Origin of the sequence: Hymenobacter perfusus, from assembly GCF_003944765.1 — a bacterium.
Classification (GTDB): domain Bacteria; phylum Bacteroidota; class Bacteroidia; order Cytophagales; family Hymenobacteraceae; genus Hymenobacter; species Hymenobacter perfusus.
The window spans coordinates 594,776-617,117 of the sequence record NZ_RWIU01000001.1 but is presented as its reverse complement, the minus strand read 5'-3'; the positions used below and the strand labels follow the sequence as shown (position 1 = coordinate 617,117).

20 protein-coding genes, 1 tRNA gene and 1 riboswitch are annotated in these 22,342 nt (G+C 58.6%); of the genes, 11 read left to right on the top strand and 10 right to left on the bottom strand.

The window, feature by feature from the left end; translation table 11 throughout:
- Window positions 1-160: 160 nt before the first annotated feature.
- Window positions 161-844, top strand: a complete 684-nt coding sequence (locus tag EI293_RS02735) for an SOS response-associated peptidase (RefSeq protein WP_125435440.1) — start codon at window positions 161-163, stop codon at window positions 842-844.
- 288 nt (window positions 845-1,132) lie between these two features.
- Here the strand turns inward: EI293_RS02735 and EI293_RS22215 are convergent, their stop codons facing one another.
- Together EI293_RS22215 and EI293_RS02725 are read right to left on the bottom strand one after the other, a co-directional pair.
- Window positions 1,133-2,521 (bottom strand): eCIS core domain-containing protein, encoded by a 1,389-nt coding sequence (locus EI293_RS22215; protein ID WP_211339462.1) that lies wholly within the window; start codon window positions 2,519-2,521, stop codon window positions 1,133-1,135.
- Window positions 2,522-2,610: 89 nt separating this feature from the next.
- On the bottom strand, window positions 2,611-5,475 hold the full coding sequence (locus tag EI293_RS02725; RefSeq protein WP_125435438.1) for a CehA/McbA family metallohydrolase: 2,865 nt from the start codon (window positions 5,473-5,475) through the stop codon (window positions 2,611-2,613).
- Window positions 5,476-5,587: 112 nt separating this feature from the next.
- On the opposite strand from EI293_RS02725, the gene EI293_RS02720 reads away from it, so the two are divergent.
- The 4 genes from EI293_RS02720 (at window position 5,588) to EI293_RS02705 (ending at window position 8,100) form a co-directional block, all read left to right on the top strand.
- A complete protein-coding gene (locus tag EI293_RS02720) occupies window positions 5,588-5,836 on the top strand; it encodes a hypothetical protein (protein ID WP_125435436.1) in 249 nt (82 codons plus the stop codon).
- A gap of 129 nt (window positions 5,837-5,965) precedes the next feature.
- Entirely contained in the window at window positions 5,966-6,184 is a 219-nt protein-coding gene (locus EI293_RS02715) for a hypothetical protein (RefSeq protein WP_125435434.1), read from the top strand.
- A 183-nt stretch (window positions 6,185-6,367) separates the two neighbouring features.
- The gene (locus EI293_RS02710) at window positions 6,368-7,195 is read left to right on the top strand and encodes a HipA family kinase (protein ID WP_125435432.1); all 828 of its coding nucleotides are present in this window, start codon (window positions 6,368-6,370) and stop codon (window positions 7,193-7,195) included.
- Window positions 7,192-8,100: a hypothetical protein gene (locus tag EI293_RS02705; RefSeq protein ID WP_125435430.1), complete on the top strand. Its 909-nt coding sequence runs from the start codon at window positions 7,192-7,194 to the stop codon at window positions 8,098-8,100. The genes EI293_RS02710 and EI293_RS02705 overlap by 4 nt, the downstream gene beginning before the upstream one ends.
- 170 nt (window positions 8,101-8,270) lie before the next feature.
- On the opposite strand, the gene EI293_RS02700 is transcribed toward EI293_RS02705, so the two are convergent.
- A tRNA-Gly gene (locus EI293_RS02700) sits at window positions 8,271-8,343 on the bottom strand.
- Between the two features lie 181 nt (window positions 8,344-8,524).
- Here EI293_RS02700 and EI293_RS02695 point away from each other — a divergent pair.
- The 3 genes from EI293_RS02695 to EI293_RS02685 all read left to right on the top strand — a co-directional run bounded on the left by EI293_RS02695 (window position 8,525) and on the right by EI293_RS02685 (window position 10,503).
- The gene (locus EI293_RS02695; RefSeq protein WP_125435428.1) at window positions 8,525-8,767 is read left to right on the top strand and encodes a hypothetical protein; all 243 of its coding nucleotides are present in this window, start codon (window positions 8,525-8,527) and stop codon (window positions 8,765-8,767) included.
- Window positions 8,768-8,812: 45 nt separating this feature from the next.
- On the top strand, window positions 8,813-9,349 hold the full coding sequence (locus tag EI293_RS02690; protein ID WP_125435426.1) for a GNAT family N-acetyltransferase: 537 nt from the start codon (window positions 8,813-8,815) through the stop codon (window positions 9,347-9,349).
- A gap of 86 nt (window positions 9,350-9,435) precedes the next feature.
- Window positions 9,436-10,503, top strand: a complete 1,068-nt coding sequence (locus tag EI293_RS02685; protein ID WP_125435424.1) for an alpha/beta hydrolase family protein — start codon at window positions 9,436-9,438, stop codon at window positions 10,501-10,503.
- A gap of 7 nt (window positions 10,504-10,510) precedes the next feature.
- Here the strand turns inward: EI293_RS02685 and EI293_RS02680 are convergent, their stop codons facing one another.
- A complete protein-coding gene (locus EI293_RS02680) occupies window positions 10,511-12,820 on the bottom strand; it encodes a B12-binding domain-containing radical SAM protein (protein WP_246010512.1) in 2,310 nt (769 codons plus the stop codon).
- A gap of 143 nt (window positions 12,821-12,963) precedes the next feature.
- Here EI293_RS02680 and EI293_RS02675 point away from each other — a divergent pair, with 143 nt between their 5' ends.
- Window positions 12,964-13,491: a hypothetical protein gene (locus EI293_RS02675; RefSeq protein ID WP_125435420.1), complete on the top strand. Its 528-nt coding sequence runs from the start codon at window positions 12,964-12,966 to the stop codon at window positions 13,489-13,491.
- Window positions 13,492-13,495: 4 nt separating this feature from the next.
- Here EI293_RS02675 and EI293_RS02670 read toward each other — a convergent pair whose 3' ends face one another.
- The 3 genes from EI293_RS02670 to EI293_RS02660 form a co-directional block, all read right to left on the bottom strand.
- Window positions 13,496-14,962, bottom strand: a complete 1,467-nt coding sequence (locus tag EI293_RS02670) for a hypothetical protein (RefSeq protein ID WP_125435418.1) — start codon at window positions 14,960-14,962, stop codon at window positions 13,496-13,498.
- Between the two features lie 213 nt (window positions 14,963-15,175).
- Window positions 15,176-15,748, bottom strand: coding sequence for a helix-turn-helix domain-containing protein (locus tag EI293_RS02665; RefSeq protein ID WP_125435416.1), 573 nt, complete (start codon window positions 15,746-15,748; stop codon window positions 15,176-15,178).
- Window positions 15,745-16,098, bottom strand: coding sequence for a hypothetical protein (locus EI293_RS02660; protein WP_125435414.1), 354 nt, complete (start codon window positions 16,096-16,098; stop codon window positions 15,745-15,747). Before EI293_RS02660 ends, EI293_RS02665 begins: the two co-directional genes overlap by 4 nt.
- 224 nt (window positions 16,099-16,322) lie before the next feature.
- On the opposite strand from EI293_RS02660, the gene EI293_RS02655 reads away from it, so the two are divergent.
- Complete coding sequence (locus EI293_RS02655) at window positions 16,323-16,598, top strand: hypothetical protein (RefSeq protein WP_125435412.1); 276 nt, start codon at window positions 16,323-16,325, stop codon at window positions 16,596-16,598.
- 153 nt (window positions 16,599-16,751) lie between these two features.
- Here the strand turns inward: EI293_RS02655 and EI293_RS02650 are convergent, their stop codons facing one another.
- Both EI293_RS02650 and EI293_RS02645 read right to left on the bottom strand, forming a co-directional pair.
- Entirely contained in the window at window positions 16,752-17,843 is a 1,092-nt protein-coding gene (locus tag EI293_RS02650) for a DUF5074 domain-containing protein (RefSeq protein WP_125435410.1), read from the bottom strand.
- Window positions 17,844-17,878: 35 nt separating this feature from the next.
- Window positions 17,879-19,825 (bottom strand): TonB-dependent receptor, encoded by a 1,947-nt coding sequence (locus EI293_RS02645; RefSeq protein WP_125435408.1) that lies wholly within the window; start codon window positions 19,823-19,825, stop codon window positions 17,879-17,881.
- 165 nt (window positions 19,826-19,990) lie between these two features.
- Window positions 19,991-20,206: riboswitch (cobalamin riboswitch) on the bottom strand.
- Between the two features lie 82 nt (window positions 20,207-20,288).
- Here EI293_RS02645 and EI293_RS02640 point away from each other — a divergent pair.
- A complete protein-coding gene (locus tag EI293_RS02640; protein WP_125435406.1) occupies window positions 20,289-20,897 on the top strand; it encodes a DNA-3-methyladenine glycosylase in 609 nt (202 codons plus the stop codon).
- A 93-nt stretch (window positions 20,898-20,990) separates the two neighbouring features.
- On the opposite strand, the gene EI293_RS02635 is transcribed toward EI293_RS02640, so the two are convergent.
- On the bottom strand, window positions 20,991-22,178 hold the full coding sequence (locus tag EI293_RS02635; protein ID WP_125435404.1) for a THUMP-like domain-containing protein: 1,188 nt from the start codon (window positions 22,176-22,178) through the stop codon (window positions 20,991-20,993).
- Window positions 22,179-22,342 lie beyond the last annotated feature (164 nt).

The following is a 22,342-nucleotide window of genomic DNA, read 5'->3' as shown; positions in this document are numbered from 1 at the left end:
TCTAATCGCAAGAGCCCTGGGTAACTGCCCTATTGGCTTATCCTTACCCAAAAATTAAACGCCCTTCCGGCCATGTGGCCGGAAGGGCGTTCTTGCGCAGTTTTTCTACCCAAGTTCTTTCCGCTTCGTACTTATCATCATTCACCTACCGGAACTTGTTATGTGCGGCCGCTACACATTCACCGCCCCTCGCGATCTTGTGAAGGAGCGATTTGGGGTTTCTTTGCCCAACGACTTATTCGCCACCTACAATGCGGCACCCTCGCAGCTATTGCCTGTCATCACCAACACGACACCGGATACTGTACAACTCTTTCAGTGGGGCCTGCTGCCCGCTTGGGTGAAAGACCTCAAAACAGCTATCAAGCCCATCAATGCCCGTGCAGAAACACTAGCCGAGAAGCCGTCCTTTCGCCAGTTGCTACAGCGTCGGCGGTGCTTGGTGCTAGCCGATAGCTTCTACGAATGGCAGGCACCGAGTGCAGGTAGCAAAGGACCTAAAAAGCCGTATCGGATACTACTCCAAAATGAGGAGCCGTTTGCTTTTGCTGGCCTGTGGGACCAGTGGGTAAACCGCGATACTGGCGAAGTGCACCCTACCTTTACAATTATTACGACTGCCCCTAACAGCCTCATGCAGCCTATCCATGCTCGGATGCCTGTCATTCTCCCCACGCGTGAAGCGGAGCATATGTGGCTGAATGATACAGCCTCCGATCAGGATTATCAGGGCCTATTGCAGCCGTATGTAGCCGAACAAATGCAGGCGTATACCGTGAGCACAGAAGTAAACTCGCCGGGCAACAATTCGGCGGCGTGTGCTGCCCCCTTCATCTGGGGGTAAGCCACGCGAAGTAACGGCTGTTGATCTGCCAGGATACGACATATCTAAAAGCCCTTTTCACTGTATAGCGACGAGGGCTTTTAGATATGTAGGGAAGAGCAGAAGCAATCGGCCGAATGCTCGGCGGCTAATGGGCTACCAGCAGCTTTCGCGTCGTGATAAGGCCATCATACTGCACGCGCACCCAGTACACGCCCTCCTGTAGCTGTCTGATGGGTAAGACCTGCGTAATGCGGGCCAGCGCCCCCCCCCCTGATTTTCACGCCTGCTTATATATCCGCTTGGTGCTTATTTGAGAATGCGTACGGGCCGTACAGCAAGGATACTATCTTGAAAATAGATGGATGATAACATCAGTGCTTCACTTCGTCCAGGTGTTTTTGCGGCTTTACGACCTTGAGGAGCCGGCTGCACGCCTTCTGCGCTGAGTCCAGCTTTTAAGGCTTTATTCTTTTCCTTATCAAATCCCGTCGATGACTCTGATGTTTCTCCTATGCCGAATGATAAATCTCCCTCTGCCTTCGATTCAGCCTTCCCTCCTTTTATTCCAATCTCCTTGGACTTTGCCAGCCATCCAGGGGCATGCACTTCAAGAAGATAGGGACTTTCTATTGTAAGATATGTAAGGGAGTAGTTGAAGTAGCTCGCCCAAGGCTGTCCTGTATCTCCTAATAAAATACCGGGCGGATTTAACCATGTCATTGCCTCCTGTTTAGTCATGGCCCGATAAAAATATTCCTGACTATCCATATCTACCGCCGGCCTAGTTACATGATGAGGTTGCAGTATATATCCGTTAGGTGCTCCCGTACCTGGATGTAGGTATTCGTCCATATGGTATCTATCCACTATATCATCATCAGATTGCGATGCTCTATCCTGCTCTAGCGTTGCTACGCGGGCAGTGGCAGAATCTACCACGTCCTGTATCGAATCAAAATCGATGGTATCCTGACTCAGTATGTACCCTTTAATTACACTTCTTATCATGCCCGCATTACCAAATGGAGTGAGTGCCGCGCCCATTACCTCCCTGAGTTGTCCCATATTCGCAATGGTCTTGGGTGGGTCTTGTATGCGAACGATTCTTTGGGCAACAGCCTGCGTTGACAGCATTCCGTTGTTGCCTGTTGGAGCTTGCTGTTTATCCGCTGCCTTCTTTTCATAGAAGGATTGTGTCGCCTTCATGCCCATTACATCGGCTTCCTGTTCCAATCCCGCATCATCATTCACTCCGACGCCCTTCAACTGCCGGGTAGCGCGCACCCGTCCCTGCTTCTGCTGTACCACGTGCCAGGCCTCGTGCGGCAGGTGCTGCTCCTGCCCAGGGGCCACGTGAATGTCGGTGCCCTGGGCATAGGCATGGGCTTGCAGTTGAGCTGGCTGGGCAGAGTTATAATGCACCCGTACATCATCCAGTGAGTAGCCTGATAGGTTCTCTACCCCCATTTTCAACGCATCAGGTAGTCCAGTACGGTTACGGGCGGGCATGCTGGCGGGCACTGACTGGCTCTGCTGCTTGGGACTCGTATCAATGGCCGCCTGCTGTTGTCTTTGGGCAACCAGGTGCGGGCTGTTGTTGATGGCCGCTTGCAGAGGGGAATAGGCCATTGTACCGAACGCTCCCACGGTCTCGCCGGCCGATTGTTTCTCCGTTTGGGTAGAGGTGTATTGCATGTCACTATACATCTGTATATCAGCAAACAAGCTATGCAAAAAGCCCCGGCCTGCAACAGGTCGGGGCTTTTTAAATATTGACGGATACCTTATGGCTGCACCAGTAGACGCTGCACGCTTAGAGTGCCAGCCTGTCGAAGTCTCACTACATACACACCGGCCGGCAGGGAGTGGGTCGGCACTGAGAGCGTGTGCGGGCCCGCACTTTGCCACTGCGCCGAGCGAAGCACTGCCACTGTTCGACCAGCCAAGTCCAACACATCGGCTTCCACTGTTGAGGCAACGGGTAGATAGTAAGACAAGATAGCGGAGGTAGAGGCCGGGTTGGGGAACAGCTCCAGAGCTAATTCCGGCTGGGCCGCCTTGGTAGGCGTGGCGGTGGTCAGCGTATACCAGATGGGCGAGGTCACTATGCGGTCCCCGTCCTGCTGAACAATCACGGCGTAGTAGTAGGCAGTAGCGCCCACGGTCAACGCCGCGTCGCTGTAGCTCAAGGCCGTGGGGCCTGTAACGGTTGCTACCGCTTGCGCGGCTTGCCCACTGCCGGGCGTGCCCTTGAGCAGGGTGATGGAGCGAATGGCTTCCCCGTCCAGGTCGTTGACGGAAAGCGTCAGGGCCGGGGCAGTGCCGCCCGTGAAGATGCTGCCCATTGGCTGCCCGTTCAGGGAGAAGGTTACTTCCGCGTTCCAGTCGTCGGAGGCGTAGAAGCTGCGCTGCCGCAGGGCAGCGAGTAAATCCGCCTTGGTCAGGCTAGGGGCCACGACGACCAAGCGGCCATCGGTCGTGCGGTTGAAAGTCGTGTTGTGGTTGTCGTGGTCGTAGCTGATACCCACGTGGTAGCCCTTCGCCAGCAAGGTCGTATAGGTGCTCTCGTAGCTACTGGTCGAGGGATTACTGTAGGTGGTATTGGTCGAAGTGGCCGGGCCGGAGCGCAGTACCGTACCCACCACGGCCGAGTCGGCCCGGGCGTTGAAGGCGGCGGTGGTTAAGTTGTTGTAGTCCCCGCTGGAAGGGTGGGCCAGCGTAGCAAACGCGCCGGGCCGCTTATTGATCTGCCGGAACAGGGCCTGGTAGTCGCTGCGGGGTACGTACACGTCGTAGTTGCCCGTCTCCCAGCCCAGCAGCTCATTGACCCCGTACACCAGTACGTGGCCCCCGCCGCTTATTACGCCCCACTCCATGCCGTAGAGGGCTACGAACTGGCTGTTGGTGGCCTGGTCGGCCTGTTGCAGGCCCCGCGCGTAGTTAGGCAGGCTCATGCCGGCCTGAGAGTGGTTGTGATCCGAGATGCCCAGAAAGTCCGAGTGCAGGGAGGCATCGGCAAAGGTGAAGTCCTGCAAAGGCGTCGAGGCCCCCGAGGTGCCTGCGTCCTGGTTGCCGTCCGAGTAGGCCGAGTGCCCGTGCAGGTTGCCGAAGTAGAAGTTGCGCGTACCAGGTGGTGGGGTCGGGACGACCAGTTGAGCCGTGGCCGGGACCGCCAGTTGGTAGGCTGTGGCGCAGCCCGTGCCATTGTATTCGTACACGGCCGCGTAGACGGTTTGCCCGCTGGGCAGGCCCGAGACGGTGACGCTGTTACCCGTGCCGGCATACACCACGTACTCCCCGGCGGCCAGGATTGCCCCACCGCCGAAGGAAGTCGTGGCGGGGTAAGTCGTGCCATTGGCTGGCACACCGGTTGGCGCTTGTCCGGCGCGCAGCACGACCAGTCGGCCGCTCCCGTTGCCGGGTTGCCAGGTGAGCACGGCTCCGTTCGTGCCGCTCAGCGTGGCCGTGGCGCCGGTCGCGGCCACCGTGGGTGCGGGCTCCAACTGACAGGCGGGCGTGGTAAAGGTGAAGCTGGCCGGATTGCTTTGCAGATAGTTCGTGGTACAGCCGCTGCCCAGGGCCTCGTAAATCTGCACCGAGTAGGTGGTATTCGGGCGCAGGCCCTGCACGCCCATGCTCGTGCCCACGCCGGAAAAGACGCTGAACGCCCCCGTGCCCAGACTGGCTCCCGTGCCGAAAACGCCCCCGTCCGGATACAACGTGCCATCGACAGGCGCGGAGGTACTCGCGCCGGGCTGGCGTACCACGACCAAGTTACTGGTGCCGTTGCCCGGCTGCCAGGCCAGCGTGACGGAGGAACTGGTAAGCCCCGTGACGGGGAGGGCCGTGGGGCCTTGCGTGGGCTCCGGTCCCGTAACGCAGGGCGAGGAAGCATAGATATTATCAAATACGGCGTACTCGGTTTCCGTCGTGACGTGGTTCCATAGCCCGCCTAGGTACGGCAGGGACGTGCGGGTGTAAACGGAGTCCGAGCGGCTGCCCACCCGCACGAAGCTAGCGGTGGCCGGGTCCTCGAAGGTCATGTTGTTAGCGGCCTGTTCCAGCGTCCAGGTACTTTCCTCCGGCGAGTAGGTGACCCGTACCGTGAAATACGGCCCCGTCGTGGGCAAGGCTGGTACGGCCACGGCCGCTAGGGTCTTCAGCACGGTCGTGGCCGAAAGGCCGTTGGTGTAGCGCACTAGGCGCAAACTGTCGCTAGCTCCACTGTTGCCATAGACCACGGCGTAGCCGGAACCCGTCAGCAGGTCGGCGGAGCTGCCGGCCACCACGAAGCCTACGGCGTAGTTGTTGTTGAGAAAGCCCGAGGGGTTGGGCCGTGACTGTTGCATGTTCCACGACCAGCTCAACGAGCCCGGGTTGGTTTGCAGCGCCACGTTGTAGCGGCCGCTCATGTCGCGCACAGCAAAGTCCCGGCCCAGAAAGCGGCTGCTGAGTCGGAGCTGATTGCTGGCCACGGAGACGCTGCCGGGGGCAGCCGTTTCCGTTTCCGCCCACCCGTTGCCCACGCTTGGGTTGTCGGCCCGGTTGAAGTCATCGAGCAGCGTGGGCGTCTGGGCCAGGGCCACGGTGGAAGTGAGTAGCCCTCCCAGCACCAGCGGGCCGAGGCGGGAAAGAGTAGAAAAAGCCATACGCCAAGGGGGGATAGTGTTGGAGTAAAGATACGCCCGAGCTACCCTGCTTGCTAGTGTGCCAGATCACCAGTACATTATATCCCCGAACTCCTATGCCTCGCGTTTCCCTATGCTACTCGGTCATTTACAATTCCGCGCCCTTCCCTACGAACAGCAAGGCAGCTATATCATCGAACACGGCCGGTATCTGGCCCACCGCTGGCACGAGAACTACGGCGTCAACCTGTACTGGGTCGGCTCCTTCTTCTGTGAAATCTGGCTGGAACAGGACTGTTTGGAAATGGAGCAGTTTCGCTCGTTTACGAGCTTCGAGTGTCTGGACGCGTACCTACCCTTTCTGCACCTGCCCGAGTATTAAGCGCGCCCGATAGAGTGAAAGAACATGCAAGGGATAAATCTTTTACATCCCTGTTTTTCAACTCGGTGAATAGTTTGTGCGCTTGCTCCCACCGACCCATATTGCCGGCTCATTCTATCCTATCAGACAATGAAGAAATTACTAAGCGGCTTCGCGCTGCTGCTGGCCCTGACTTCGGCCGCTCCCATCTCTACCATCACGCCCACGGTAGTATCAGCCACTGTGGCAGAATCGGCCGTCTATGTGTGCATGAGCAAGGGTAGTGTGGCCTACCACATTTCAGACCGTTGCTCTGGGCTCAACCGCTGCACGCATACGGTCAAGGCTATGAGTGTGAGTGATGCCTAAGAGTTGGGCAAACGGGCCTGTCAGAAGTGCTATTAGATAGTGATTGTATGCCTTGTCGAACGGCTAAAAGTTGAGCGGCATCTATATGGGCTACACTATTCCCCATAATCTTTACTAAACAGCATTGTCACCATCTTCAGTAAATTGCCCCATATCTAGAAGTATTCTGTTTGGAAGATTATAATGTTGGCTCCTCTTTTCCAAAGCCGTGTTCGCGTCATTCAAGATGTTTTGCCCACAGCTCACGAGCCGCTGCTAGTGTTGACGGAAGAGTATGAGAGTTATTATCTGAAGTATCATAAGGCATCTTACAACGCTCATGAAATGCAAGCTGAGTGGTTGTGTGCGGCGCTTTTGCGAGAATGGGGCATTCCAACACCTGATGTCGCAGTACTCACCATAGGAGAGGCTGTAATATCAAATTTGCCAAGCAATGCCAAGCGGGCAGCGTCATATTTGAAAAAGCCTTGTTTTGGCTCAAAGGCAATTCTGGGAGCGCAAGACTCTGTCGAACTGTTGAATGGGCAGATTGAGTTGGAAAAACTTAGCAATGCAGAAGATTTGGTATGGCTTGCACTGTATGATGCTTGGATTGCCAATGATGACCGGAGGGCATCCCATCATAATACACTGCTTGCTCCTGATGATAGCGGAAAGAAGTATATTATATGGGCTATAGACCATGCATATGCCTTTAGTAGAATAGACCTTTGCTATTTGGACCCGCAGTATCTGTATTGTGATTTTAAGAAGAACTTAATTAGCGCAACCGCGACCAAAGCACACCTCAGAAGGTGGCGTCAACATCAACCTCTATGGATAGAGGAGGAGTTAAGATCAGGTTTCTATCTTCGCGTAGAAAATTGCCAGAAACGCTTCCTCGACATATGCGAGTGGCTGCCTCCTTCGTATAAATTAAGTGAGAGGTCGCAAACTGCTTTGTTCAACTTTTTGTTTTCTGAATCACGGCAGGAGCTATTACTGAGCCGGTTTTTTGAATGCTTACCATGAAAACAACTCCTTTCCATACACTGATTCGCATAGCGCCTAATCCGGCGTCGGGCGAAGCTGTAGTCGTAGGGATCGTTTTCTTTGATGGTATGCGTCACTGGCTACGGATATCTCAGCGCAAAGTGCGTTTGGCGGGTTTGTTAGCTCCGAATCTTAAAGGTGTGATTCGTGATGCTATTTCTAATGTAGAGAGAAGAGTGGCGCTCGATACCCAAGAACGTCAGTCTGCTTTTGCAGCTTCTGTAAAGCCTTCAGGTAATGACCTGTTAAAGCCCTCTGACTGGGATTATCTTAGTCGGTACTCTAACGGTATTATGAGAGTCAGTCCACGTAGTGCGGTGGCAATATTTGAAGATGAAAGCCCCGAAAACGTCTTTGAACAATTGTACATTCAATTAGTGGACGGAAACAACGTTCAAGAGAAGGTTGACAAAGCAATAAATACCCCTCTAGTACAAGAGACTGTCATACAACTGATGGAACGGGTAAAGCCAGTTGTACACACTAATTTGAAGATAACAGATCGTCAATTACCTGAGCTCTTCTTTGAGTTTAGAATGGAGTGCATTGGTCTGAATGGGTCATTCACTGCTGCTCATGCCTTACCCTTGGAGTCTTATGGTATGGATACACTTCAGCAGCACGTTTTTGAATATGATACTGTGGCGCGCAGCCTTCTACGTAAATTTAAGAGAGACCCTAGCAAAAGTGCATTTTACCTCTTATGCGACGAGCCCAACGAAGAGTCTGACCCTGATAAACACAAGTTTTGGCGTGCTGTAAAGGAAAACCCACTGCTTACAGTGATTCCATCTGATGAAGCAGATATGGTAGCGGAACGTATAGAGAAAACAGGAGCAAGAAGGTTTTTGAAACCTGAATCGCAGCAACAGCAGGCCGCGTAGGCAACCAGATTGATGTTACAAATAACGGAGCCCGTGTTACTGTGAAGTAATGCGGGCTTCGCTATTTATAGTGATATATGCGAGAGGAACGACCCTATAGTGTAAACCACTGTGTAAACCAAAACCAAATCAGCCACCCAGACTCGCGTCTAAGTGGCTGATTAACAGTGAGCGAGAAACGAGGTTCGAACTCGCGACCCTCAGCTTGGGAAGCTGATGCTCTACCAACTGAGCTACTCTCGCTTAATGTAGGTTGGTACGGCAAAAGTACGCGGCAGAAATCAATTTACAATCCGTTGCGTATCGGATAGCATGCTTAATTTGCCCGATCATCAGTACTGATAGGCTGCATAAGTGCGAGAAACCATGCTGGGGTACGGCGGTAGCTGGTTGAGTGTTTATTTTTTGTTTCAATGTTTGTTCTATGGCCTGGCCTTTGCCTCCCGCTACCCGCCGACTGGTAGGGTTACTGTTTCTGACTGCCGGCTTTATGCTGCTGATGGGCGTGGGCCTGCGGCTTTATGTCGTGTACGATACTTATCAGCGTCTGGGAACCGACGCGCTGGCCGCGCAGCAACTGGTATTGTACATGATCATGCTGGTAGCGGCCCTGATGATGCTGCGCTACGGCTGGCGTGAGCGACGCGGCAACGACACGGTAGACTAAGCCCGTTACCTTTGTGGCCCATTGCCCATCTGCGCTTCTTCTGCCATGACTACTCCGCTTCGCATCTTTGTTGCCAAACGCAACCCGGCCACTGCCACCCAGCTTGCTGAAATGGGCCGCCGCATGTTCCACGACACGTATGCTGCTCAGAACCGGCCCGAGGATATGGCAGCGTACGAAGAAGCTACTTTCAGTCCTGATAAGCAATTGGCTGAGCTGCAGGATCCTGATACCGTGTTTCTGCTGGCGCAGATGGTACAGGAAGTAGTAGGCTATGCCAAGCTCAAGCTCCATTCTACTCTGGGCCTCGACCCGGAGAAAACGCCCGAAGACCGGCTGGAGATTGAGCGGCTGTACGTGGCCGAGGACTGGATTGGCACGGGTCTGGGAGCCTCGCTTATGCGTCGGGCCATTGAGGAAGCGCGTGAGCAGGGCTGCCGGGCCATTGTGCTGGGAGTGTGGGAAAAGAACGAGCGCGCCCGGGAATTCTACCAGCGGTTTGGCTTCAGGCGCATTGGTGAGCATACTTTCACTATCGGCTCCGATGTGCAGAACGACCTGATTCTGCGCAAGGGCCTGTAAGGCCAGGGTTGATTACTGAGCCCGTGCCAAGGATTTGCCCTTTATTTTCTTTTAACTACCTGCCGCCCTTGGATACTCTTCGGTCTGTGTGCTTTGCAGTTTGCCACCCGATGGGAGTTGCGGCCCTGTTCCTGCTGGCTGGCTGCTCCGGCAATACGGGTTCAGAAGCGGCTGCCACGGTGCCACTGCCTACGGGCCACTACGAAGGGCCCATCAGCTACCAGGGTGCAGAGTTGCGGGTAGCATTGGAGCTGCGCGAAATCAGTCCGGGAAAGCTGCAGGCGGAAGTAAGTTTTCCTCAGCTGCCCGGACTTGAGTTTGAAGCCGCCCGCGCCAGTTATCAGGCCCCGCAACTGCGGCTGGAGCAGCTGGCGGCTCAGCAAGGAGGCATTACGGTGCAGGCAGTCCGGGAAGGAAACTTTCTGCGGGGGGTATTGCGCTGGGATAGTCTGCCGGCTGATTTTGTGTGGGTACGTCGGGGCGAAGCCGCCGCGCGGGGTTTTCGGGAGCAGGCCTTGGCCGTTCCCCGCACCGGCTTCCGCCGGTTGCGCCTGCTACTACCCGATGATACGCTGGCTCAGCACCCGGCCCTAGTGCTGCTCGCTACACCAGCAACTGCTGCCGCGGCTGGTAATCGGGCAGTGTATCTGGCCCGTCGGGGCTTCGTTACGGCGGTTGTGCCCGTAGCGGTAACGTCCGACTCCACAACTGCCCAGACTACAGCGGCCGTGCTGGCTACTGTGCGCCGGCAAGTAGGCGTTGATTCCAGCCGGGTCGGCTACTGGGGGCGCGGCCCGGCCACTGTGCTGGTGGCTGCTGCGGCCGGGCAGTTGCCGCGTCCCGGTTTTGTGGTGTTGGAAGGCGCCTCAGCCGCCACGCGGGCCGAAGCTCAGCCGTATCAAGTGCTGAGTCAGCAGCGCATTCCTACGCTGTGCCTGTATGCCAGCCTCGATACGACTGTGCAGGTGCAGGCCAGTGCGCGTCGGCTGCGTACGGCGCTGGGGTACCGCAAAGGCACGCAGGTACGCCTTATTCCACAAGCCTCTGCCGATTTTGTTCAACCCGGCCGCTTCCTTTCTGATGGCCAATGGCAATGGCCCCAACCGGCGGCTGGCTATTGGAATGGCCTTACCGAATGGCTTGGGCAGCGGTAAGCCGATTTTATAAAATCAGCAGACCCTTTTCGCGTAACAGCTGCCAGGCCGGGCTCAGCAGAAACTGCTCCCAGGTCTGCCCGGTGGTGGGGTAAGTGGCAGCCGCTTCTTTCAATAAGACTTTAGTATCGTACTCGGTGCTGAGACGGGTGAGTAATTCGTGCAGCCAAGAGCCAAGAACGGCCGGTACGCTTACCTCAAAATCCTCCGCCTGCTCGTAAAACGTGAGCACGGCCCGGCCCTTTTTACCGGGTTCCTGGCGCAGTTCGGGCGCGTTGCCCAGCCAGAACAGGCGGTTGTTGGGCCGGCTGGCATCGGGTTTGGCGGGTTCCTGCAACGCCTGGCTGATGAGGTGGCGCGGGACGGTGGTTTTGGGTACCCGGAAATCAAACCAGAAGCTCAGGGGCTCCTGCAGCGCTACGCTATGCAGGTAGTTGTACAGGGCTTTGGCCAGGCCCGGGCCAAACTTTTCATGATTGGTACCAGTGGGGTCATCGTGCCACAGGTCGTTCCAGGCGAAAGGGCCGGGCTCGGGGCCGGTGGGGACTACCTGGTACTTCGCCGGGTTCTTGCCCACCGGCGAGTGCGCCGTCATGGAAAACCGGTGCCAGTAGCCGCTCTGTACAATGCCGGCCTGAAACAGCTGCCGCACTATTTCCAGCGAGTCCACGGTTTCCTGGGCGGTTTCAGTGGGGAAACCGTACATCAGGTAGGCGTGGACCATGATGCCGGCCTGGGTGAAGCCATCCGTCACGCGGGCGACCTGGGCAATGGTTACGCCTTTCTCCATGAGGGCCAGCAGGCGGTCTGAAGCCACTTCCAGGCCGCCACTGACGGCAATGCAGCCCGAGGCTGCCAGCAGCCGGCACAGGTCGGGGGTGAAGGTTTTCTCGAAGCGGATGTTGCCCCACCACGTAATGCTCACCCGGCGCTTCAGCAGCTCCACGGCCAAATCGCGCAGGGCCAGGGGCGGGGCGGCCTCATCTACGAAGTGGAACCCCGTCTGGCCAGTCTGGGCAATGATCTGCTCGATTCGGTCCACCAGCAGGGCGGCCGGGGCGGTTTCGTAGCGCGAAATGTAGTCCAGCGTCACGTCGCAGAACGAGCAGCGTTTCCAGTAGCAGCCGTGGGCAATGGTGAGCTTGTTCCAGCGCCCGTCGCTCCAGAGCCGGTGCATGGGGTTCAGCACCTCAATCACCGATAAATACTCCGTCAGCGGCAGATCAGCATAGTCCGGCGTGCCGACCTCGGGGTGCGGAACATCGGGAGCCGGATGGTTGATATATTCCACCTCACCGGCCGCGTTGCGCAGGAAAGTGCGTTGGAGTTGGTGAGTAGGTATTGATTGGAGAGAAACGTCATGTTGAGCCTGTCGAAGCATCTCTACCGCTTCGTTGCCTTGGAATTGATTAGTCAGCGGTAGAGATGCTTCGGCAAGCTCAGCATGACGTTCTGTATGGCCGCTAATAGCTTCCAAAAGCCGCAGCCACGGGCCTTCGCCGTCGTCCAGGGTCAAGAAGTCGATGTACTCGAAGAAGCGGGGTTCCCGGATGGTGCGCAGCTCGGTATTGGGGTAGCCGCCGCCCATGCTGGTATAGGTGCCCGGGCGGGTCTGCTTCACGCGGGCCGCCAGTCGCAACGCCCCGTACAGATTGCCAGGAAACGGCACCGTGAAGCCCACAATATCGGGTTGGGCGCGTTCCAGCAGCGTATCCAGCAGCTCCAGCAGCATCCGGTCAAGCAGGTTGGGCTCAGTCTGCAGGGCGTCGTGGAGCGCGTCGAAAGTGGTGGCCGACATGCCCAGCTTCTCGGCGTAGCGCGAAAAGCCAAACTGCGGACCCACAGTCTCCTTGATCAGGTCGCCCAGGTCTTCGAGGTAGAGCGTGGCGAGGTGGCGGGCCTGGTCGGTGAGGCCCATCGTGCCGAAAGCCGCTTCCAGGTCGGCCACGTTATCAAAACGGCTGGCTTCGGGCAGAAACCGACTGTGGCAGATACGCGGGGCCAGCGTGTTGTCCTTGTTCTGCAGAAACCGGATAACCGGCTCTACGGTGCTCAGGTAGCTGTTTTTGAGGCGCAGCATCCGGCGCGCATTATCGCTCAGGGCAAAGCTGCCGGCTTCAATTTCGGCAAAAACCCGCTGCAACCCCGCCCGCGAAAACAGCTGCAACACCAGCTCCAGCCCCAGATCAGCCTGGGTTACCGCGTAGTCGCGCCCGCCCAGAAACCCCTTGAGGTAGGCCGTAGCCGGATACGGTGTATTTAGCTGCGTAAGCGGCGGCGTAATAAGCAGGATGCGGGGCTGGGCAGTAGACGGCACGGGACAACAACCGCCAACCGGCGGAAAAGGTGTCGGCAAAGGTACGGCCCGAGAGGTTGCCATATCTTCGTTGCTCTTCTATCTGCATCTGACTCGCGCCTGCATCACAACCTGATCTGTCTATGCCACTAACTTCTCCTACTATGCTTCCTGCAATTTCTGGTGACGATGCCATCCGTCTGCTTCAGGCTGGGAAACCGGTGCAGGGTTATCGGATTGTAGGAGTGCTGGCGTCCTATACAAACGGCCATCTTGACTATGCCGTCAGGATAGAAAACTGTTGGGTTGAGGAGTTACGGGGTGCTGCCGAAGAATACCAACGGCCCGTTCAACTGATAAACTCACATTTCGTACAGTGTGACTTCGCTTTTGCTCATTTCCCGCAGGGCCTGACGATAGTTGGCTGCACGTTTGAGAACTATCTGGAATTCCAGGCGGGTGGTCATAACCAACCCGGTTTTCCTGTACAACTGCAAAATAACATCTTCAAAGGCTTCGTCAATTTCTTTGATTGCTGGTACAAAGCCGAGGTGCTAGTTGAGGGCAACATATTTCATCAAGGCACTAACCTGTTAGGAGCTCCTCAAGGCTATTCCGTGCAATTCGATGCTCCGTCTACCATTCAACACAACGTTGGAAACCTGGAGCGCAATGATGAAGGAGGACGCTGAACTACTACCGGCCCATCTTCATCAGCGACGGGCTCAGCCGTAGATACACCTGCCCCGATACGGGCGTGGAGCCGTAGAGGGGTTTCAGGTCCTGATCGGGGCGGTACACGGTGGCCTGAGCGCCCAGCACGAGGTCGGTTTTGGCTACCTGGGCCACGCGGTAGTTGGCGCCCAGCGTGAGGGCGTGGATGGTGTAGTTGCGGTGAACTTCCTCATCGGCGGGGCCAAACAGCGGAATCCGCAGCTCTTCGTTGGATTTCTGCACGAACTCGTAGCGGCCGTACACGGCCGGTTTGCCCAGCTGCACGCTGGTTTCGGCCAGCACCGAGTGGGCGGCCGGGTCGGTGTGGCCGTTTTCTACGTGCTGGTTCATGCCCCACACCAAAGCCGAGGTAATGTAACGTCCCTCGCCCCACTGGCTGCTCTGGATGATGGAGGCCGTGGTGCGCTTCACGTCTTCCTCTGGATGCAGTTCCTCCGGCCGTTTGATGGTAGCGCGGCTCACTTGCAACGCCAGCGCGGCAGTGGGATTCCAACTCAGGCGGCCGGCCCAGGAGTCGGCCCGGGGCCGGTCGAAGCCGTAGCGGTGCTCATCCGGCTCCCGACCCGTGAAGTTGGAGCCTTCCAGCCGGAACTGCTTGTAGCGCAGTCCCAACGTAGCCACCCCGAAGGTGATGTGCGTAGCATCCTGCCAATGGTGACCCAGGGCCGCGTCGGGGTTAGGCATGGCTGAAATTCGGTGCATAAAAGCCACCGGCCCGATGGCCGGCTCGCCGGGGTAGCCTACGTAGGCCGTCAGGTCTACATCCGGCGAAAAGGCGTGCGTATAGCCGATACTCAGGGCCGAGAACAGGTCATGGGGGTGCTGGCGGTCCACCAGGGGCTGGCCTTGGTACGCTTCGCCGCTCTGGAACAGCAGCGGGTAGCCGTTGCCACCTTCCGTAAGCGGATCCAGCGAAATCATGGCTGTCAGGTTCAGCAGACCTTTCTGGCCGATGGGGCGCTGGGCCATCGTCATAAACCAGTTGGGCGCGTCGAAGGTGCTGCCGCCGCGCTGGCCACTACTGCGGCCCAGATTCTGGCGGGTGTAGCGCAGGTACACGGCCCCGTGGTTCATCACCATCCACTTGCCGTGGTGGCTCATCCACATGTACATGGGCGTGTTGTCGGGGTTCCAGGCGGTGCCCGAGCCGTTGCGGTTCATGGGCAGGCTACGAGAGTAGGCGTGGCTCATCGGCATATCGCCGTGGTCCATTCCGCCCATATCGTGGCCGGCGTGCTGGCCTCCGGGCATGGCGTGGCGGCTGGTATCGGCAGGGGCCGGGCTGCCGGGCATGACGTGGCCAGCATGCGGATTGGCCGGGGCCGCCCGTCGGGCAGTATCGGCGGTGGTGGAGTGCTGATGTTGGCCCAGAACCGGAAAGGTTAGCAACAGGCTCAGCACTAGGGTAGTAGAGAAAGCGGAACGCATAAGAAAACAGCTGAGGTACTTGTGCAAATAACTCTGCAATAGTACCCCGGTCTGGTCCCGAAGGTTGTACACAAGCCGGGCGCGTTGCGTGCGAGGTTTGGGCCGAAAAAGCCGAAGCAAGCAGGCCCTAACGCAAAACTCCTGACAGAACCCAAAAACCGGGACTATCAGGAGCTATGCATAAGTACTTGTTCTCGGCTTAGAAGCCTGCGGTTACGCCAGCTGATCCAGCGAGAGGCGGCGCGGCATCAGGTCGCGGCGGAATTCGCTGACCGAGCGGCCGGTTACCTGCCGGAACTGGTTGCTCAGGTGCTGGCCGGAACTGTAGCGCATGTGCTCGGCAATTTCACTAAGCGTCATGTCATTGTAGCTCAGCATCTCCTTCACGCGCTCAATTTTGAGGCGGATCAGGTATTTCTCGATGGTGAGGTTAGCCGTGCGGGAAAATACCTTGCTCAGGTGTGAGTAGGTGGCCGCAAACCGGTCGGTAAGGAAGGCCGAAGTAGTCAGGGGCATCCGCGCCGTGCGCAAGTGCTCCAGGTATTCCACCAAGGCGGTTTTGATTTGTTCTGTAAGCTGATCGGCCCGGCCCATAATTACGTCGAAGCCGGCTTCGCGCAGCATGGGTGCCAGGGAAGCGGGGTCGGCGGGAGTACTTTGGTCCAGTTGGGCCTGGCCCAGCTGCACGTCGGTGGGGCGGTATCCCGCTTGCTCAAGGAGGCTGCGCACGGCATCAATGCAGCGCGGGCAAACCATGTTCTTAATGTGGAGGAGCGTAGTTTTCACGGTTGTTGAGTTGGGTTCAGCCGCGTTGCGGTACGCGTGGGTTTACGAATGGTGGGCGGGGTAGGGTTGGCTTTGGCGCGACGGACCGGTTCCGGTGCCGGCTCGGCCCACATCTTCCCGAACCAGTTGGCCGCTGCCCAATTTACAAAGGGAACTACCCCGAGAAAAGTTACGGCCAGCAGCCAGAAAAATACGAAAAAAGCCCCGAAAACCCGACCGAAGAACTGATCCTGCACACCGTACAGATAGGTGATGAGGGCCAGGGCCAGAGAAAGGCTTATTCCGGCCAGAATTCCCACGCGCCGTAACAGTGGCCGGAAAGGAAATGGACGGGCGGAGGGTCGGTTCATAGCAGCAGATACGGGCCGGCAAAGATAAACGTCTCCCTCATACAAGTTCATGCTGCGTGGGGGACTACAGATCAGGGGAATAGGTGTGGCATGGAAGGACCGATAAAAACAGTAGTGAAATGGTTGTGGTAGAAGAACGGAAATCAGTATACGCAAAAACCAGTGGCGTGGCCAGCCGTACAGATCAAATAGTTGTTCTCATTGCTCTTCCCAATCCAGCCCTTATGAAACTCCCCGTCTTCCTTCGTCCGCTGGTTGCGGCTGCGCTGCTTACCAGCCTTGTCTCGGCCTGTAATACCGGCACCGAAACCGGTGCTACCAACGTAGAGCGCGGTGCCGAGAAAAGTCTCGATCCGGCTGCGTATCAAAATGCCACGCTGGCCGCCGACTCCGCTACCTCCGGCCTGAGCCGGGACACTACCGGCGGCCCCACCGGCCGTCAGCAATACGAGCAGGCCGGCGAAACCACCGACCGTAACCACGACGGTCTGGCCGACTAGCTTTCTTCAGCGCCTTGAAATGCAACGAGCCCGCAACCGTAGTTGCGGGCTCGTTGGTTGTACATCGGGGCGCATCAGCCTGGGGCCAATGGCAGAAGGGAGCTAAGTTGTTTTCGGAAAGGGGCAGTTACTGTCAGCGGGTATCGGGCTCGATTAATAGAATACGAAGCCGTTCGGGCCGATGCCCACCGTAAAGGAGTCGATGGCCACGCCGGTGCTGCGGTAGCGGATGACCTTATCAGCTGCCGTAAACGAGCCGATACCGCCGTAAATCGTTCCATCCTGCGGGTCAACCCCCAGACCGTAGAAGCTGCGCCGGATGAGGGGCGTGGTGGGCAGTGTTGCATCACCGATGCCCAGCGTGTACACGCCCCGACGGTACGAGTAGTAAAGCTGATTTTTGGCGCCGTTGATGGTGAGTTTGCTAGGAGAGCTGGTGTTGGAATCAACCTCGCGTTGCGTGGCTGTGAGCTGACCGGGCGTAATAACCGCCAGGCTGCCTTTGGTAGTGCGGGAGTAGTCCACGGAGTAGTCGGCGTTGTAAGCTACTTTGCCGCCGCTCAGCACCCACACTTTGCCGTCGCGGTCCAGGACTAGGCTGTTTGGCGAGTCACCTACGGTAATAGTGCCTTCCACGGCATCGGTGGCGGTGTTAATGACCGTTACGGTGTTGCCGCCGCTGTTGGTCACGTACAGCCGCGAGCCAGCTACCAGCAATTTTTCGGGCTGCACACCTACTTCAATAGATTTGCTGATGGTGTTCGTCTTCAGGTCCAGCACCGAAACCCGGCCGTTGCTGCCGCTGTACGATACGGTTTCGGTTACGTAGCCTTTGGCTGAAGAAGCAGCGGCAAAGTAGCGCGGCAGTTTCAGGCCGGTAATGGTGGCCTTGGAGCGGAATTTCGCCAAGGATACCACTTCCAGCTTATTGCTGTTGTTCACTACAATGTAACCCAGGCTATCCTGCACGGCCATGCTCTGGGCCACGTCGCCCAACGTCCGGCCGTTGGCGGAGTTGAACAAGGCTTTGCTGGTAACTGAGCTACTAGCTTTGCTGAACAAGCTGATATCGGCGTTGGAGCGCAGGAAGTTGCCTTCGTTCACTACGAACACCGTGCTGGTAACAATGGGCTGTTCGGTAGGCGCTGGCTCATTGTCGGGGTCACAGGCCAGCAGGCCGAGTGTGGCGGCACTGCCCAGGAGCAAACGGCTGGTGAGGCCCGTGAAGGCGGAAAATGGTTTCATGCGGATAAAAAAGGGTTAGGAAAAGAAGTTGTGAATCAGCGCCAGAGCACGCGCAGGCTCAAGCTGCCGTGGCGCAGCGGCATGGCGCGGTTCTGGTAGCTCTGGTAGTCGAGGTTGAGCAGGTTGTAGCCCTGGGCCAGTGCCAGCAGCTTCCAGCCGGGCCGCACGGCCAGTGTGCGGCCCACGGAAGCATTCAGGAGCGGGAAGGAAGGCAGGAACTCCGAGGCCGAGGCATCGGTGTAGCGGTAACCAGTGTAGGTGAAGGCCGTGCTCAGCTGCCAGCCGCGCCAACTGTGGTCGGTGCTGAGGACGGCCGTGTGCAAGGGTACGAAGGGCAACTGCCGGCCCACGGGGTCAGCATCATCAGTAGCTCCTTTGGTTTTGCGCGACTGAGTGAAGGCGTAGCTGCCGCGCACCGTGAGCCGGTACGCGCCGGGCTGCCACGTCAGCTGGCTGCTGGCTTCCAGACCCTGCGCCCGCACCTGCCGCAGGTTGCGCGGCGACCAATAGGAAGCTCCCGGCGTCCACTGCACCCAATTATCTACCAGTTGATGATAAGCCGTCAGCTCGGTTTGCAAGCGCAGGTGGGCCGGTGCAAGGTCGAGCACATGCACCGCGCCGCCCTCGTACCCGAAGCTTTCCTCCGGCAGCAAATTGGGGTTGCCGCCGGGCCGCCAGTACCGCTCGTTGAGAGTGGGGGCGCGGTAGCTGCGTGAGGCGTTGGCCTTCAGCCTGACGGTGTGGGCACCCGCCTGCCAGGCCAGCCACTCGGCCCCGGCAGTAGGGGTCAGGGGCGGTTTGCGGCCCGGCAGCAACGCCTGCCGCAGGTTCAGGGAGAGTTGCAGGCGCGGCCGTGGGTCGTAGCGAAACAGGGTAAAGCCGGAATACCGGTTTTCGGTGCGCGGCGCAGCGCCGTAGCCATCTACTTGCGCCTCAAAGTGCTGGGCCTCGCCTCCCAGCCGCACCGAGGCATTGGACGCAAACCGCCAGGTATGCTCGGCCTGGGCCTGACTGGTGCGCACCCGGGACTCGCTCAGGCCGCTCACGTCGTCGCGGTAGTTGAGGATATCCTCGAACCAGGCGGCCCGGGCGGCCCATTCGTGGCGGGTGCTCACGTAGCGGTAGCCGGCCGTGAGGCGGCGGCTCTGGTCCCGCTCCTGGGCGTTCGTATTGTTGGTGCCGATGCCGGGCTGAATCTGCCGGTCGGCGTCCGTCAGCCAGACCGCCGCCGAAACTTCGCTGTGCTGGCCCAATCGGAGGGTAACATCCTGAGTGAAGCTGGCCTGCTGCAACGCGGCATTTTCCTGCCGCACGCGCACCCGGCCCCGGGCTTCCTGGCTATAATACGTAAAGTCGTTGTCAGCCTGCCGGTACAGCAGGCTGGTGCGGACTGCTACTTTCTGGTTGCTGAACCCGGCTTCCAGCGTACCTGCCCGCAACCCAAAGCTGCCGTAGTCGGCCTGGGCCGCGCCGCGCCAGCCGCGCCCCCACGGCGTTTCGGTTGATAGCAGTACCGTGCCCCCAATAGCCCCATTGCCGTAGGTGCCGCCCGCCGGGCCGGGCTGGATATCGACCTGGGTAGCGCCGCTGACCGGCAGCAGCGAAAAATCGGCCTCGCCCAACGAGGGCAGGTTGATGTTGAAGCCCTGCCAGAGTACGGCCGTATGCCGGGCCGAGGTGCCGCGCAGCGTGATGGAGGCCAGTTGGCCCGGGCCGTAGTTCTTCAGGTAGATAGCCGTGCGGGCACTCAGCGCGTCGGTCAGGGTGCCAATGCGGTAGTTGGCCAGCGCCAGCGTATCGAGCGAGAGGCGGCGGCTGCCCACGGCAAACCGCTCGGACCGCAGGCCAGCCACCCGCACAGTGGGCAGGCGCAGCGTATCGGGAGGGGAAAGGCTCTGGGCCGCTCCGGCCTGGGTGCTCAGCACGGCAAAGCCCGCCAGCCACCACCGGGGCCGGGCGTTCCATACGTGGGGTAAGCGCATCTTGAGAACCAAATTTTCGCAATCGAAAAATTCAGTTCAAAACTTCATCGTTCAGTTGCACAAAGCACCTGAACCCCGAAGCCGAGGCCGAAAACAGACGGGTATTCTGCCCGACCGAAGCCGGGCTACTGGTTTCATTCTCCGCCTTTCCTCCGAAAGCGCTGAACATGGGGAAACGCAAAGGCAGGTCTCCTGGCTTGCTCCGGGCGCGTCGCCTTCCCATTTCGTGGGCTTCCTGTCAGGAAGCCGAAACAGTGGCCGGTGATGACGCGCCGACTCATGAAGCGTACAGTTGCGGGGACAGCTCCGGATTTGAACCGGATTCCCTTTTCAGCCTCGCCCCGCAATCGGGGTCCGGCCACCTTTACAATGGCAAAGATAGGCAATGGCTCGTATAGAACCGTAGCCGCCCGGCAAACTACCGGCTTTGCTCCGTCTGACTTCGTCTCCTGCCCCCTGCAGCATGCCTGTTTTACCACCCGATTTCTACCGCCGACCCAACCCCGTGCAGATTGCCCGCGACCTGCTGGGCAAGCACGTTTACTCTTGCCTCGATGGTCAGCTGACTGGAGGTCGAATTGTAGAAACGGAGGCGTATTCGCACGAGGGTGACGACTCCATGCAGCTACACCTGAAGCGGCGCGGCACCCACGGCCGCGCCTTGCACGAGCCCGGCGGCCGGGTCTACCTCTACCAGGTGTACAACCGCCACACGCTGTTCAATATCAGCACCAACGCCGCCGATAAACCCGATACGGTGCTCATCAGGGCCATCGAACCGCTGGTAGGCCTGGATATCATGGCGGCGCGGCGCGGCGGCATCCCGCCCGATTCGCCCCGCCTGACGGCTGGCCCCGGCCTGCTTACCCAAGCCCTGGGCATCACGCCCGCCCTCAGCGCTACCGATCTGCAGGGTGCCGTACTTTGGCTGGAAGACACGGGCGAAACCATTGCCGAACCTGACGTGCTTGCCAGTCCTCGCGTAGGTCTGGCCTACGCCGGCGAAACCGCCGCCACGCTGCCTTGGCGTTTCCGCCTCAAGGACAGCAAATGGACCAGCCCAGCGAAGTGATTTAGCGAGGTGGTGATCTAGTGAGTCTGACGTTCAATTTGCGCAAGTAGCGCCGATAGAACGCCAGACTCACTAAATCACCACCTCGCTAAATCACAGTTTGTCGCACACCAGGGCCATGAGCTTGCCTTCGAGGTTGGTAGTGGCGAAGATGTACAGCTCGCCACCCTCCCGGATGCCGGTGCGGTGGCGAAATTCGGCCACCGAATCGGGGAAGTTGCGGGTGGTAACGTGGGCGCGGACTTCCGGTCCCAAATGGGCCCTCAGCGCCGCCCCATCGTATTTCTCCACCGCCCGAATTCGGAAAGTCCTGCCGGGGAAATCGGGGCGCAACGTGTCGGAGGTATAGAGGTGGCTGTGTTGGTGCAGCTTCAGCAGTTCGAAGGCCGTGCCGATGCTCTTGAATGCCCCGGCCTTGAGCACGGCCACGTTGGGCTCGTAGAGGTACTGCTGGGGCTCGGCGTAGCGGGCAACGGCCCGGCCCTCGCGCGCCCGGTTCAGCCGGAACTCCTGCTGCTGGCCGGTTCGGAGCAGGTTCACGGTGTACCGCTCGGGGTCCACCGCCGGCTCGGGTCCCAACTCGTACAGCACCTCCTTGCACTCGTTATCCACCGCCACTACCCACAGCCGGCGTACCTGCCGAAGCTCCTGAATGGCCAACTCAATATCGAGCATGGGAGACGTTTTGAGTAGCACACTGCGACTTTTATGCAGCAGCAGCGGCAACAGGCGTAGTATGTCGGGCTCACAGTCCTGCAGGCGGAATATCTTTTTAGCGGCTGTGTCGCGTCGGGCCGGGTCGAGGTAGAGCCAGTCGAACGTGTCGGGGGTGCTGCGCAGAAACTGCACGGCGTCGCCGGTGTGGCACTGCACGTTCCGGATGTTGAGCTGGTTCAGGTTATAGCGGACCACCTCGGCCAGGGCCGCGTTGCGCTCCACGTAGTGAACCTCGGCCACGGCGGCGGCAAAATGCGCAACGTCAACCCCGAAGCCGCCCGTAAGGTCGGCTAGGCGCTGGCCTTGCACCAAAGTGGCCTTAAACGCCGCCGTGCGGGCCGAGGAAGCCTGCTCCACAGACAGCGTCGGCGGAAATACGAGGTCGGGGTTTTCCGCCCAGGCCGGAATCTTGGCGCGGGCCTTCTGGCGCGCCTGAATCTGGCGGATAAGCTCGGGGACAGGTAAGTGGGGGTGGCGGCGCGCTTGCAGCGCCAGGGTGGCAGGGTCGTCGTGCAGGTGCTCGGCAACGTATTGCCGGGCCGCCGTCGGCAGCGGGTATTCCATGTAGGTTTCCTACGAAAACAGGTCGGCCCCGAACGTAAATCCGAAGCCGGCCAGGGCGAAAGACGTCATCAAACGTAAGCAGGAATCCGACAATTGTCAGCTCCCTGGCAGCACGTTGCAGCCTGAGCAGGCTAAAAAGAACATTCCGGGCGAAGGCTCCGAAG